The sequence below is a fragment of the Microbacterium sp. genome (assembly GCF_051953575.1).
Lineage (GTDB): Bacteria > Actinomycetota > Actinomycetes > Actinomycetales > Microbacteriaceae > Microbacterium.
In genome coordinates, this window is record NZ_JBQCIP010000259.1 from 16,517 (window position 1) to 28,873 (window position 12,357).

General features: G+C 71.3%; 13 protein-coding genes. 11 read left to right on the top strand and 2 right to left on the bottom strand.

Going from position 1 to position 12,357, the window contains the following annotated elements; all coding sequences use genetic code 11:
• Nucleotides 1-11 precede the first annotated feature (11 nt).
• From ACTHNQ_RS16455 to ACTHNQ_RS16475, 5 genes are all read left to right on the top strand, one after another.
• Nucleotides 12-986, top strand: a complete 975-nt coding sequence (locus ACTHNQ_RS16455; RefSeq protein WP_440335032.1) for a hypothetical protein — start codon at nucleotides 12-14, stop codon at nucleotides 984-986.
• A 27-nt stretch (nucleotides 987-1,013) separates the two neighbouring features.
• Nucleotides 1,014-1,415, top strand: a complete 402-nt coding sequence (locus tag ACTHNQ_RS16460; RefSeq protein ID WP_440335033.1) for a YciI family protein — start codon at nucleotides 1,014-1,016, stop codon at nucleotides 1,413-1,415.
• Nucleotides 1,412-2,710 carry an RNA polymerase sigma factor gene (locus ACTHNQ_RS16465; protein ID WP_440335034.1) on the top strand — a complete coding sequence of 433 codons (1,299 nt, stop codon included), beginning with the start codon at nucleotides 1,412-1,414 and terminating at the stop codon, nucleotides 2,708-2,710. The genes ACTHNQ_RS16460 and ACTHNQ_RS16465 overlap by 4 nt, the downstream gene beginning before the upstream one ends.
• A 40-nt stretch (nucleotides 2,711-2,750) precedes the next feature.
• Nucleotides 2,751-3,212: a VOC family protein gene (locus ACTHNQ_RS16470; protein WP_440335035.1), complete on the top strand. Its 462-nt coding sequence runs from the start codon at nucleotides 2,751-2,753 to the stop codon at nucleotides 3,210-3,212.
• Nucleotides 3,213-3,302: 90 nt separating this feature from the next.
• Nucleotides 3,303-3,713, top strand: a complete 411-nt coding sequence (locus tag ACTHNQ_RS16475; protein WP_440335036.1) for an MmcQ/YjbR family DNA-binding protein — start codon at nucleotides 3,303-3,305, stop codon at nucleotides 3,711-3,713.
• 6 nt (nucleotides 3,714-3,719) lie between these two features.
• Here ACTHNQ_RS16475 and ACTHNQ_RS16480 read toward each other — a convergent pair whose 3' ends face one another.
• Nucleotides 3,720-5,111 carry a DUF2252 domain-containing protein gene (locus ACTHNQ_RS16480; protein ID WP_440335037.1) on the bottom strand — a complete coding sequence of 464 codons (1,392 nt, stop codon included), beginning with the start codon at nucleotides 5,109-5,111 and terminating at the stop codon, nucleotides 3,720-3,722.
• 123 nt (nucleotides 5,112-5,234) lie between these two features.
• Here ACTHNQ_RS16480 and ACTHNQ_RS16485 point away from each other — a divergent pair, with 123 nt between their 5' ends.
• Genes ACTHNQ_RS16485 through ACTHNQ_RS16495 form a run of 3 tightly spaced genes read left to right on the top strand, consistent with a single transcriptional unit; the run spans nucleotide 5,235 to nucleotide 8,222 of the window.
• The gene (locus ACTHNQ_RS16485) at nucleotides 5,235-5,906 is read left to right on the top strand and encodes a GAP family protein (protein ID WP_440335038.1); all 672 of its coding nucleotides are present in this window, start codon (nucleotides 5,235-5,237) and stop codon (nucleotides 5,904-5,906) included.
• Nucleotides 5,907-5,923: 17 nt separating this feature from the next.
• Nucleotides 5,924-6,838 carry a formylglycine-generating enzyme family protein gene (locus ACTHNQ_RS16490; protein WP_440335039.1) on the top strand — a complete coding sequence of 305 codons (915 nt, stop codon included), beginning with the start codon at nucleotides 5,924-5,926 and terminating at the stop codon, nucleotides 6,836-6,838.
• A 28-nt stretch (nucleotides 6,839-6,866) separates the two neighbouring features.
• A complete protein-coding gene (locus ACTHNQ_RS16495; RefSeq protein WP_440335040.1) occupies nucleotides 6,867-8,222 on the top strand; it encodes a sulfatase-like hydrolase/transferase in 1,356 nt (451 codons plus the stop codon).
• 131 nt (nucleotides 8,223-8,353) lie between these two features.
• Here ACTHNQ_RS16495 and ACTHNQ_RS16500 read toward each other — a convergent pair whose 3' ends face one another.
• A complete protein-coding gene (locus ACTHNQ_RS16500; RefSeq protein ID WP_440335041.1) occupies nucleotides 8,354-10,921 on the bottom strand; it encodes a LuxR C-terminal-related transcriptional regulator in 2,568 nt (855 codons plus the stop codon).
• A 154-nt stretch (nucleotides 10,922-11,075) separates the two neighbouring features.
• Here ACTHNQ_RS16500 and ACTHNQ_RS16505 point away from each other — a divergent pair, with 154 nt between their 5' ends.
• From ACTHNQ_RS16505 to ACTHNQ_RS16515, 3 genes are all read left to right on the top strand, one after another.
• Nucleotides 11,076-11,315 (top strand): hypothetical protein, encoded by a 240-nt coding sequence (locus tag ACTHNQ_RS16505; protein WP_440335042.1) that lies wholly within the window; start codon nucleotides 11,076-11,078, stop codon nucleotides 11,313-11,315.
• 72 nt (nucleotides 11,316-11,387) lie between these two features.
• Nucleotides 11,388-11,774, top strand: coding sequence for an SHOCT domain-containing protein (locus ACTHNQ_RS16510; RefSeq protein ID WP_440335043.1), 387 nt, complete (start codon nucleotides 11,388-11,390; stop codon nucleotides 11,772-11,774).
• A 24-nt stretch (nucleotides 11,775-11,798) separates the two neighbouring features.
• Nucleotides 11,799-12,203, top strand: a complete 405-nt coding sequence (locus ACTHNQ_RS16515) for a DUF7144 family membrane protein (RefSeq protein ID WP_440335044.1) — start codon at nucleotides 11,799-11,801, stop codon at nucleotides 12,201-12,203.
• Nucleotides 12,204-12,357: the final 154 nt, after the last annotated feature.

Genomic DNA, 12,357 nt, shown 5'->3' on the forward strand with positions numbered 1-12,357 from the left:
AGCGCAGAGGAATGGCGCACGACGGCGAGGGTCGGGAATGGGCCGAGGCCACGACGGACGGGCGCTGGCTGAGACCGGCGGCCGTGGACGGCCCGCGCGAGCCGCGGTGGGGCCACCCCGAGGGGATGCAGCTCGGGCTGCCGCCGATCGGCGGCCCGCGCGGGCTGCTGCGCCTGTACACGCCGTACCTGGACCAGCCGCGCGAGCGGCTGCTCAACTTCATCGCGGTCGAGCCGATCCCGGCGGGCGGCTCGGAGCGGGGCTACTCCGAGCTCGAGCGCAGCCGGCTCGACGACGTGCCGGGGCTGCGGCTGTGGTCGACGGACGATCCTGACGATCCCGCGCCCCGAGACCCGCGGGAGCCCGCGCGGGGCACCGTGGCCGAAGTGGCCGGCGTCGAGACGCTGACCGTCGACGTCGGGGTCGAGCCGGTCGCGAACGGCGCCGACGTGTGGGTGCGCGCGGTGTTCCGTGCCGATCGGCCGCACGAGATCTCGGTCGCCGCATATCGGAGGACGTCGTCGGTCGAACTCGACGCCTGTGTGCTCACGGCGACGATGGGCAACTGGGCGCGCCTGCGCACGCTGCAGCTCGCGGACGGCGCGGCGCACGCGGCGGAGCTCTGGCCGGACTACACCGACGTCCATTTCGCCGATCACGCGCGGTTCGGCCTGGACCGGCTCGTGCGCGACGGAGCCGGCGTGTCGGTGTCGGCCGTGCCCGACGAGGACGAACCGCACCTCGCCGTCCACGCCGCCGGCACGGCCGAGCACTGGACCTACGTCGGCCGCCCCGCGGTGCAGACGTGGCGCGCCGACGACCCCGACCCGGCGCTCGTCGCCCAGGTCAACGGCCGGTACACCTACTGGATGAGCCAGGCCGCCATCCCCGGCGGCATCGCGTACGAGAACTTCGAGTTCGTCGAGCCCTTCCGCCAGGGCCGGGCGTTCACGTTCGCGGTCGAGCCGCTGCCCAGGGTTCCGTGACCGCCGCCGCGCTGTCAGGATGACGGCATGCGCTTCATGCTGCTGCAGACCTACGGCCCCACGGCCTCGGACGCCCCGCCGATGACCGAGTGGACGGCATCCGACGCCCAAGCCCATATCGCGTTCCAGCAGGAGCTCAACGCACGGCTGGCCGAGCTCGGCGAGCTGATCGACGCGGTCGGGCTCGCCGGGCCCGAGGCGGCGCGCATCGTGACGAGCGACGGGCGCACGCCGGTCGTGACCGACGGCCCGTTCCCCGAGACGAAGGAGCTGCTGGCCGGGTACCGGCTCGTCGACGTCGAGTCGTGGGATCGTGCGCTCGAGATCGCGGCGCTCGTGTCGGCGGCGCCGGGACCCGGCGGCGCACCGGTGCAGGCGCCCATCGAGGTGCGCCAGGTGATGGGCGCGCCGGCGACCGACGACCTGTGACGCCGGAGTCCGATGCCTGGACGCTCGAGGCGCTGCTGCGCGAGCACGCGCCGCGGGCCCTCGCGATCGTCGCGAGCCGCAACCGCGACTTCGACGGCGCGGAGGATGCCGTCCAGGAGGCGCTGATCGCTGCGGCGGAGCAGTGGCAGGCCGGTGTTCCCGACGACCCGCGCGCGTGGCTGGTCACGGTCGCGTCGCGGCGGCTGGTCGATGCCTACCGTTCGGCCGACGCACGTCGCCGGCGCGAGCGCGAGGCCTGGGACGACCGTGAAGCGCCGGCCGCCGACGAGCCCGCCGCCGGCGACGTCGACGACTCGCTCACCCTGGTGCTGCTGTGCTGCCACCCGGCGCTCACCCCGGGCGCTGCGATCCCGCTGACGCTGCGGGCGGTGGGCGGACTCACGACGCGCGAGATCGCGGCGGCGTTCCTCGTCCCCGAGGCGACGATGGCGCAGCGGATCAGCCGGGCGAAGGCGACACTGCGGGCCGCGGGCGGACGCTTCGAGCCGCCGCCCGAGGATGCACGGGATGCGCGCATGCGGTCGGCGCTGCACGTGCTGTACCTGATGTTCAACGAGGGCTACGTCGCCAGCGAGGGCGACGATCTCGCGCGGCCGGATCTGGCCGCCGAGGCGATCCGGCTCACCCGGATGCTGCAGGCCTCGCTCCCCGCCGACGCCGAGGTCGCGGGCCTGCTGGCACTCATGCTCCTGACCGAGGCGCGCCGCCCGGCCCGCGTCGACGCCGCCGGGCGCCTCGTGCCACTACCGGCGCAGGACCGCACGCGCTGGAACCCGGCACTGATCGCCGAGGGCGTCGTGCTGCTCACCGATGCGATGCGCCGCGGTGAGGTCGGCGAGTATCAGCTGCAGGCCGCCGTCGCCGCGGTCCACGACCAGGCGCCCTCGTACGCCGACACCGACTGGCCGCGCATCGCCGGCCTCTACCGTGCGCTCGCGCGCCTCACCGACAACCCCATGGTCGGCCTCAACGCCGCTGTCGCCGTCGCGATGACCGACGGCATCGCCGCCGCGATGGAGGGAGTGGATGCCGCCGCCGCCGCGCTCGGCGACCACCACCGCGTGCACGCGGTGCGGGCGCACCTGTACGAGCTCTCCGGAGACCGCCCGGGGGCCGCCGAAGCCTTCCGCGCGGCTGCGGCCCGGACCGCGAACGAGGCGGAGCGCCGGTACCTGGCCGATGCAGCATCCCGCCTCTCCGGTTCCGCCGAAGACGGATCCCGAGAAACTTCCGGCGGGGATGTCGAGAACGGCCGATCGGCTCCGACTCCCTGATGAAGCCGCCGTTCGGGCGGCCACGACGGAAGGAACCGAAATGCCTCGCATCACCCCCAACCTCTGGTTCGACGGTCAGGCCCTCGACGCGGCGGAGTACTACGTGTCGGTCTTCCCCGACTCGCGCATCACCGACGTCAGCCGCATGGGCGAGGACGGCCCCGTGATCACGGTGTCGTTCGAGCTCGACGGGCAGCCGTTCCTCGGTCTCAACGGCGGCCCGCAGTTCACGTTCACCGAGGCGGTGTCGTTCGTGATCGACTGCGCCGATCAGGCCGAGGTCGACCGCTACTGGGACGAGCTCGTGTCGGAAGGCGGCGAAGAAGGCCGCTGCGGCTGGCTGAAGGACCGCTTCGGCCTGTCGTGGCAGGTCGTGCCGCGCGCACTCGTCGAGCTGCTCACCGACCCCGACCCGCGGCGGGCCGCGGCCGCCGGCGCGGCGCTGCAGGGCATGAGGCGCATCGACGTCGCCGGATTGCGGGCGGCCGCGGACGCCGTCTGAGTCGGCCACGCCGCAGAGCGCCGTCCGGCGCGAGGAAGACGGCGCACGGGGGCTTGCGGACCACGCGGGTACCGGGCGCATGATGGGCAGATGGCGACCCTCGACGATGTGCGGGCCATCGCGCTCGGCTTCCCCGGCGTGGTCGAACGCCTCGACGGCCACGGCGGCGGCGTCTCGTGGCGCACGCCGTCGGGTGGCTTCGTCTGGGAGCGGGGGTCCCGTGCCCACGATCTGCAGCAGCTCGCCGCCCTCGGCCGGGAGTGGCCGGACGGCGTCGTCGTCGGCATCCGCACCGACGGCGAGCAGGCGAAGCTCGCGCTCATCGAGACCTACCCCGACGCGTTCTTCACGATCCCGCACTTCGACGGCTACCCGGCCGTCCTGGTGCGGCTCGACGCGATCGACCTCGACCTGCTGCGCGAAGTCGTGACCGACGCATGGCTGCTCAAGGTCACCAAGGGTGTCGCGAAGGAGTGGCTGGCGGCGCATCCGCCCGGGTGAGTGCGACTACACCCCGCGGTGGGCGCGGAACAGCTCCCAGTCGGCTCGCGACAGGTCGGCATACGCGTGCGCCCACTCGAGGATGGCCTCGCCTGCGGCGCGTCCGGTGCCGACGTAGCCCGACACCGTCGCGGCCCGCGGCGACTGCCCGTGCGCCCGGGCGAGCGTCGCGGCGCAGGCCTGCGCGTACCAGCGGAACGCGTCGTCCTCCAGCGTGTCGACCTCGAACCCGCCCTTCATATCGTGGAACTGGCGGATGTAGAACGAGCGGATGCGGCCGTCCAGGGTGTGGCGGTTCACGAAGTGGCCGAGGAACGGGTCCGACACCGACTGCAGCACCCGTTGCATCGCGACGACGCGTCCGCCGTCAGCGACCTCGTCGAAGTACTCCCGCACGCCGGGAGGCTGCGCGATCGCGCCGTGCTCGATGAGCACACTGGGTCCCGCCTCTTTCGCCTGCAGCAGGATGACGTGGTCGTCAGCGTCCTGCAGTGCGATGACGAAGCATCGTGTTCCGACACTGCCGACGCCGACGACGCGAACGGCGATGTCGACGACCGAATAGTGCGCCAGCAGAACGCGGATGTCGGTGTGGGCGCTGCGCAGGTATGCCTCGAACAGCCCCTCGACACGGCGGATGAGCTCAGGATCCACGTGAGTCATCGTCGGTGCGGCCTCGACGAAGCGCACCCTGCCGCTCTCGGTGCGCTCGGTGAGCTTGCGGACGGCGCGCTCGCCCGTGCGCTTCGTCGCGTCCTTGATCGCGGCGCGGATCGCTTTGGCGGCTCCGCCTTCCTCCGCCTTCGCGGCGGCGTTCGCATCGAATCGGTCGTAGTAGCGGTCGAGCGGGCTCCGGAGGACGCCGGCCCTGAGCGACGCGGCATACGTCCGCACGGCGGTGAGGGCGGCGTCAGTGACGACGCGCTCGTCCCGTGACACCGATTGGCCGGCGATCACGATGCTCGTCACGAGTCGCTTGACGTCCCACTCCCACGGTGACCACGCCGCCTCGTCGAAGTCGTTGAGATCGAACACGAGGGTGCGCTGCGGTGAGGCGTACAGACCGAAGTTCGATACGTGTGCGTCGCCGCATGACCCGACCGAGAGGTCGGTGCTCGTGCCGCGGGCGAGATCGGCCGCCATGAGCGCCGCGGTGCCCCGGTAGAAGGCGAACGCGCTCTCGGACATGCGCTGGGTGCGTATCGGGACGAGTTCGGGCACCCGCACGGCGTCCTGCGCGTCGAGGATCCCCATCGGGTCGCGGTCCTGACCGACCACCTGGGCCAGCGCTCGGCGGGGCGTGCGGTCTCGCAACGCCCTGCCCTGCTCGATCTGCTCACGCACCGGCGTGAGATCCGCCCATTCCGCCCGCAGACGAGGCGGTTCGACCGTATCCATGGCCACAGTGTGGCACGCGCGCGACGGTGGCGCACCGCTTCGTGCGACGCCGTCGTCGTCTCCCGCGCCCCGCACGCTACGGTGAGTCCGACAGCCGGCCGCGACATCCCAGGAGGCACGCCCATGGGCGCCGTCATCGGAGAGATCCTTCCCCTCGCCCTCGGTGTGGCGATCAGCCCCATCCCGGTCATCGCCGCGATCCTCATGCTGCTGTCGCCGAAGGCGCGGGTGACGAGCGTCGGGTTCCTGCTGGGCTGGGTGCTCGGCATCGTCGTCGCGGTGACGGTGTTCACGCTGCTGTCGTCGATCCTCCCCGACCAGGATCCCGATGCGTCCAAGCCGATCCAGGGCGTCATCCAGCTGGTCCTCGGGGCGCTGCTGCTGCTCCTCGCCGTGCGCCAGTGGCGCGGCCGCCCGAAGGCGGGCGAAGAGCCGAAGATGCCGAAGTGGATGCAGGCGATCGACAAGGTGACCTTCCCCGTGGCGTTCGGGCTCGGGTTCCTGCTGTCGGCGGTCAACCCGAAGAACCTGCTCATGGCGGCGTCCGCGGGCGTCGACATCGGCGCGGCCGGCCTCGACACCGGGTCGATCGTGCTGGTGATCGCGATCTTCACGCTGCTGGCGGGATCCACGGTCCTCGTCCCGGTCGTCGGGTACCTCGTCGCGGCCGAGAGGCTGCGCGGGCCGCTCGACGCGCTGCGCGTGTGGCTCAGCAGAGAGAACGCCATCATCATGGCGGTGCTGCTGCTCGTGATCGGCGTCTCGCTGATCGGCAAGGGCATCGGCAGCTTCTAGGCCGTTACGGTTGTCGGGTGACGTCAGCGATCCGCGACCAGGTGCTGCTCCCCGGGGGCACGTTCACGATGGGCTCCGACGAGTTCTACCCCGACGAGCAGCCGGTCCACGAGCGCGAGGTCGCGCCGTTCCGCATCGATCGCTACGCCGTCACCAACGCGCAGTACGCCGCCTTCGTCGACGACACCGGGTACATCACGGTCGCCGAGCGCGAGCTCGACCCGGCGAACTTCGAGGGCGCCGATCCCGCGGACCTCGTTCCGGGGGCCATGGTGTTCACGCCGACACGAGGGCCGGTCGACCTGCGCGACTGGCGCAACTGGTGGCGCTGGCAGCCCGGCGCGTACTGGCGCCGGCCGTTCGGACCCGAGTCGTCCATCGACGAGCGGCTGCGGCATCCTGTCGTCCACATCGCGTTCGAAGACGCCCAGGCGTACGCCGACTGGGCGGGACTGCGCCTGCCCACCGAGGCCGAGCACGAGTACGCCGCGCGCGGCGGGCTCGAGGGCAAGCGGTTCGCGTGGGGCGACGAGCCGTACCCGGGCGGGGTGGCACAGGCGAACTCCTGGCTCGGCCGCTTTCCGTACGACAACCAGGGGGTGGGGGATGCCGCACCCGTCGGCTCATACGCCCCGAACGGGTACGGCCTGTACGACATGACCGGCAACGTGTGGGAGTGGACCACCGACTACTACACGCCCCGGCACCTGCGGCTGTCGGACAAGCCGGTGGACGCCGGCAAGCGCGCGAACCTGCTGGCGGCCGCCAGTGCCCAGGACGGCTTCCCGTCGATCCCGCGTCGCGTGCTCAAGGGCGGCTCGCACCTGTGCTCGCCCGACTACTGCCTGCGCTTCCGGCCCGCGGCGCGCTCGCCGCAGGCCGAAGACACCGGCATGTCGCACATCGGCTTCCGGCTCGTCGGCGAGGCCTGACCGGCTCATCTCACGAAAGGCGGCCACCATGTCCGTGCAGCCGAACATCCTGTTCTTCCACGTCGACAACCTCGGCTTCGGCGAGCTGAGCTGCTACAGCGGCGGACCGCTGCGCGGCGCCTGGACCAGACGCATCGACGAGTTCGCCGCGCACGGATTCCGCATGACGAACTACGCACCCGAGGCGCAGTGCACGCCGACGCGGTCCGCCCTCATGACGGGCCGGTACGCGATCCGCTCGGGCACGCACAGCGTTCCGCTGGGCGCCCCGGACGGGTGGGGGCTGGTGGCGTGGGAGCGGACCATCGCGGACGTGCTGTCGGGCGCCGGGTACGCCTGCGGCATCTACGGCAAGTGGCACGTCGGCGAAGGCGCGGGACGATGGCCCACGGACAAGGGCTTCCGCGAGTGGTACGGCCCCGCACGCACCTACGACGAAGCTCTGTGGCCCGACGACCCCTGGTACGACCCCGAGCGCGACGGCGTCTCACGCATGCTCGAGATCCGGCAGGGCGACCCCGACGTGACGGAGGGCGAGCAACTGACACTGGAAGTGCGGCGAGACGTCGACGCGGAGTACCTCGCACGGGCCGAGGCATTCATGCGCGACGCCGTCGCCGGCGACACGCCGTTCTTCGTCTACTTCAACCACTCACTGATGCACATGCCGGTGATCGCGCGTGAGGAGTTCCGCGGCGCCTCGGGCAACGGCGAGTGGTCGGACGCCCTGCTGGAACTCGATGCGGACTTCGGCCGGCTGCTCGACCTGCTGGACGAACTCGGCGTCGCCGACGACACGCTGGTCGTGTTCGCGGGCGACAACGGCCCGGAGGAAGTCCTCACATGGCGCGGCACGCCGGGCTTCTACGAGGGGTCGTACTTCGCCGGCGGCGAGGGGAACCTCCGCACCCCGTGCATCGTTCGCTGGCCGGGGCGCGTCGCCGAAGGGGTCGTGAGCAACGAGATCTGCCACGTCACCGACTGGTTCCCCACGTTGGCGGCGGCAGCGGGCGCCGCCGTGCCGCAGGACCGTGTCATCGACGGCGTCGAGCAGACGAGGTGGCTGTGCGGAGCGGACGAGCGCTCCGCGCGCGACGGGTTCCCGTTCTGGATGGGCGAACGCCTGTACGGCGTGAAGTGGCGGGACTTCAAGCTCGCGCTGGTCGCCCAGCGGCTCTCGACCGATCCGCCGGCGGAGCTCAGCTCGCCGCATGTGATCAACCTCATCACCGACCCGCAGGAGAGGGAGCCGATCGACGTCCGGTACCTTCACAGCTGGACGGTCGCGCACTTCAATCGCATCCTCTCGGACTTCCGCGCGAGCGTGGCCGACGAACCGCTCATTCCCGCCGGAGCCCCCCTCGACCACCGTCCCGGCGGCTGAGCCGTATCAGGCGCGCGGGAAGACCTGCCACCCGTCGTCGCGGACGCTGAAGACCTTCACGCCTGGAGAGCCGCGATCCCGCGTTCGAGGTGCGGTTCTCACTCGTTCACGTGACGTCCGCGTCACCCGCATCAGATGATGCGGGTGTCCTCGCGGACGTCGAAGAGCCCCAGCTCGGTCGCGCGCTCGATCGCGGCATCCCGCGATCCGACGCCGAGCTTGCGGTAGATGTGCGCCAGGTGCGTCTTGATCGTGTTGGTAGACAGGAAGCACCGCTCGGCGATGTCGGCGATCGTGTACCGCGTGGGCAGGTAGCCGATCAGCTCCAGCTCACGCGGCGTCAGCTCGTCGGGGAGGCGCTCGGTGCGCGGCGCTCCCTGACGGCGCAGGCGCTCGGCGACCGCCCTGCCGAACTCGCTGCGGCCGATGGGCCCGTCGTCGAGCAGGTCGAGGATTGCCGGGCCGACCCGCAGGAACGGGCGGGCGAGGCGGTCGTGCTGGGAGCGTTCCAGCGCGGCCTCGAGGTGCTCCCTGGCCGATGTGCGGCGTCCCTCGCCCAGACACAGCCAGGCGGTGAGCACCTCGACCTCGATGCCGGCGATGGGGTCCGGCTGCACCCCCGACACCGTGAGCTGGGCGAGACGGACGCGGGCCTGCGACAAGAGGCCTGCCTCGAGGCTCGCCGCGACCTCTTCGAAGGCGACCGCGGACCATTCCGCCGATGGGGCCGTCGGCGCGACCGTCAGTCCCTTCTCGCGCGACTCCCGCATCGAGATCCCGGTGAGGATCTGCCGCACCAGGGGAGGGGGCGGCCCGAGCGATTCGACGCTGTCCGCCATGTCGCGCGGGTGGATGAGTCGCGAGACGACATGCGCGAGCCAGAGGAGCTGGGTGCGGTTGTCGGATGCCGCGGCTGCGACGGCCACGGCGAGCGAGGCCGCACCCGCGCCGCTGTCGCCGCGCTGCACGCACACGAGCGCGCGGGCGAGGTGCGCGTCGGCGGGCGCCGGATGCCCGTGCGCACCGATGTCGCGCGCCAGCTCGAGGGCCTCGTTCGCGTGCTCGGAGGCATCGGTGAGCAGCCCCGACAGCGCCTCGGCGATCGCGAGGGTGCCCAGCGCGTGCACACGCTGACGGGGGTGCGCGAGGGCGACGGGCGAGAGCGCCGCCGCGAGCTGCTCCCTCGCCCGGTCGACCCGGCCGAGCATGAGCTGTGCCCGGCCAGCGGACGCGCGGCTGATCAGCTGCAGGAGCGGCCGTGACGTGAAGCCCATCAGGTCGGGCGGCTCCGCATCGGGGTGGGACTCCAGAAGGGCGACCGCCTCGTCGGCGATGTCGGCGAACAGTTCGGGGCGAGGCGCGAACTGCACCTCGGCGGAAAGGTACGCGAGGGCGATCTGGCGGCGTCCGATCGAGAGCTCGCGGTCGGCGACGAGGCGCTGCATTGCGTCGACGGCCGACACGCCGTGGCCGCTCACCGTGTTCGCGATCGCGAGCAGCAGCTCGGCGTCGGGTCGCTCGGCGCGGACGTCGGCGGGCACCAGTGAGAGCCACTGGGCGAGCTTCGAGGCCCGCACCGCTTCGTATGGGCCGGGATCGACATGCAGGATCAGGTCCATTGCGCGCTCCCACCGGCGTCCGCGCAGGAGGTAGTCGATCGCGGCGTCGGCGTCGCCGGCGGCGAGGAACCACTCCGCCGCGGCTTCGAGCACCGCCGTCTCAGCGGCGGCGTCCGTCGCGCGAACACGGTAGATCAGCAGATCGCGGAACAGCCTATGGAAGCGGAACCAGCCGGCCCGGCCCGGCACGCGCACGAGGAACAGCGAGTCGCGCTCCAGCCGCGCGAGGAAGTCGTCGCCGCCGGCGATGCCTGCCACCGCCTCACAGAGCCCCGCCGAAACCTCGTCGAGCACCGCGAGCCGCATGAGCGCGTCGCGTCGTTCGGGCCGCAGCGCCTCGAGCACTTCGACGCTCAGATAGTTCATGACGAGCTGATCCGTGTCGGTGAGCTCGTCGACGATCCGGTCGGGATCGTCGGCGAAGCGCAAGCGCAGCGCCGTCAGCTGAACGCCTGCCGCCCACCCCTCGGTCTGCGCCGTCACCGCGGCCGCCGTCTCGGGCGCGATCTCGCGCCCCGCGATCGCCGACAGCACCCGGCCGGTGGTCTCGTCGTCGAACGCGAGCTCGCGCTGCCGGATCTCGACGAGGTCGTGCTCGAGCCGGTGGCGGCTCCAACCGAGGTTCAGATCGACGCGCGACGAGAAGATCGCGTGGACGTCGCGGGGGAGCAGGTCGACGAGCCGCCACAGATCGGTCAGGACCGTCGTCTTGGCGAGGTGATCGAGATCGTCGAACACGAGAACGAGGTCGCCGACATCGGCGAGCCGCTCCGCGAGGTCGATCAGGAACGGCTCGCCGAGCCGAGTCCTGGCGGTGAGCGGAGGAAGCTCCGGCGGCGAGAAGCGCGGTGCCACGGCGGCGATCCCCGCGCAGAGCCGACGGATGAACGCGCCGACGGCGCGGTCGGCGGCCGACAGATCGAACCATGCCACGGCGAGGTCGGGGCGGGACTGCGCCCACTGCGTGATGAGCACCGTCTTGCCGGCGCCCGCGGGCGCGACGATGAGGGCCAGCGGTGACGCGAGGGCGCTGTCGAGCTGGCGCCGCAGTGACGGTCGGTCGACCGCGTGCGGCGGCATCCTGCGAGGTTCCATCGACATCTCTCCCCCGAGAAATGCTGTTGTCTGCAGCCAAATCATCCCACAGGGGTGACGTGACGGGGCGTGACGTGATGAAGAGTTGTCGCCTGCGGGGGGCAGTGCGCGCCGACCGGTCGTCACGAAGGGGGTCACGATGCACGATCAGACGGTCGAGATCGTCGTCGGCGGACCGCTCAGCCACGACCTCGTCGTGACGGCGCTGGAAGGCTTCACGGTCACGGTCGACGACCAGGGGCGCACCCACGTGGTGGGCCCCGTGCCCGATCAGGCACGGCTCATCGGCCTGCTCGCGATGTTCGACGGACTGCACATCGCGGTGATCTCGGTGAACCCGATCGAGGACGGGGATTCTCACCCTCACCGGGTGACGTGACCCTCGCGGACACGGCCATAGCGTGTGGCCAGACGGTGGGCGCAAGGTCCGCCGCTGAAGATTGGATTCGCTATGGATCTGTGGGGCTGGGTCGCCTGGTTCTTCTGGTTCTTCGTGTTCTTCGCGTACCTGATGGTCCTGTTCTCGATCATCGGCGATCTGTTCCGCGACGACTCGGTCAACGGCTGGCTCAAGGCGGTGTGGATCATCTTCCTGATCTTCGTGCCGTTCCTGACCGCGCTCGTCTACCTCATCGCGCGCGGCTCCGGCATGCAGAAGCGCTCGATCGCACAGGCGCAGGCGCTGCGCGCGCAGCAGGACGACTACATCAGGTCGACGGCCGGGTCGGCGTCGGCGTCGCCGGCTGACGAGATCAGCAAGGCGAAGGGCCTGCTCGACTCCGGCGCGATCTCGCAGGCCGAGTACGACGCCCTCAAGACCAAGGCCCTCGGGGCCTGACGCGGGCACGAGAAGGAGATACGGATGAGTTCGACAACCGATCGCACCGGATGGGCGGGCTGGGGCGTCTTCGCCGCGGTCATCCTCATCGTCAGCGGTGTCTTCAGCGGTCTGCAGGGGCTCGTGGCCCTCATCGGCCCCGACGCGTACTTCGCCGTCGTCAACGGCTCCCTGTTCCTGTTCGACGTTCAGGGCTGGGGGTGGTGGAGCCTCATCATCGGCGTCCTGCTGCTCCTGACCGGGCTGGCGCTCATCGCCGGCCAGACATGGGCACGAGTGGTCGCGATCATCCTCGCCGCGCTGAGCGCGGTCGGGCAGCTCGCCCTGATCTCGGTGCAGCCGTGGTGGGCGCTGGCCATCATCGCGGTCGACGTGCTCGTGATCTACGCGCTCACGGTCCACGGCCGCGAGCTCAAGGCTGAGGCATAGTCAGATGTGAATGATGCCCGGGGCGCACAGCCCCGGGCATCCACACGGCGCGGCATGACGCCCGCCCTGCTGCGAAGGAGCCGAAGATGGAAACCCTTCTCGTCATCCTGCAGGCCTGCGTCGTGCTCGGCGCCATCATGCTCGGCGTCCGCAC

What these genes read in the sequence shown, in the direction of transcription:
- ACTHNQ_RS16455 (WP_440335032.1), top strand. Translation starts at nt 12, where the DNA reads ATGGCGCACGACGGCGAGGGTCGGGAATGGGCCGAGGCCACGACGGAC.
- ACTHNQ_RS16460 (WP_440335033.1), top strand. Translation starts at nt 1,014, where the DNA reads ATGCGCTTCATGCTGCTGCAGACCTACGGCCCCACGGCCTCGGACGCC.
- ACTHNQ_RS16470 (WP_440335035.1), top strand. Translation starts at nt 2,751, where the DNA reads ATGCCTCGCATCACCCCCAACCTCTGGTTCGACGGTCAGGCCCTCGAC.
- ACTHNQ_RS16475 (WP_440335036.1), top strand. Translation starts at nt 3,303, where the DNA reads ATGGCGACCCTCGACGATGTGCGGGCCATCGCGCTCGGCTTCCCCGGC.
- ACTHNQ_RS16480 (WP_440335037.1), bottom strand. Translation starts at nt 5,111, where the DNA reads ATGGATACGGTCGAACCGCCTCGTCTGCGGGCGGAATGGGCGGATCTC.
- ACTHNQ_RS16485 (WP_440335038.1), top strand. Translation starts at nt 5,235, where the DNA reads ATGGGCGCCGTCATCGGAGAGATCCTTCCCCTCGCCCTCGGTGTGGCG.
- ACTHNQ_RS16495 (WP_440335040.1), top strand. Translation starts at nt 6,867, where the DNA reads ATGTCCGTGCAGCCGAACATCCTGTTCTTCCACGTCGACAACCTCGGC.
- ACTHNQ_RS16500 (WP_440335041.1), bottom strand. Translation starts at nt 10,921, where the DNA reads ATGCCGCCGCACGCGGTCGACCGACCGTCACTGCGGCGCCAGCTCGAC.
- ACTHNQ_RS16505 (WP_440335042.1), top strand. Translation starts at nt 11,076, where the DNA reads ATGCACGATCAGACGGTCGAGATCGTCGTCGGCGGACCGCTCAGCCAC.
- ACTHNQ_RS16510 (WP_440335043.1), top strand. Translation starts at nt 11,388, where the DNA reads ATGGATCTGTGGGGCTGGGTCGCCTGGTTCTTCTGGTTCTTCGTGTTC.
- ACTHNQ_RS16515 (WP_440335044.1), top strand. Translation starts at nt 11,799, where the DNA reads ATGAGTTCGACAACCGATCGCACCGGATGGGCGGGCTGGGGCGTCTTC.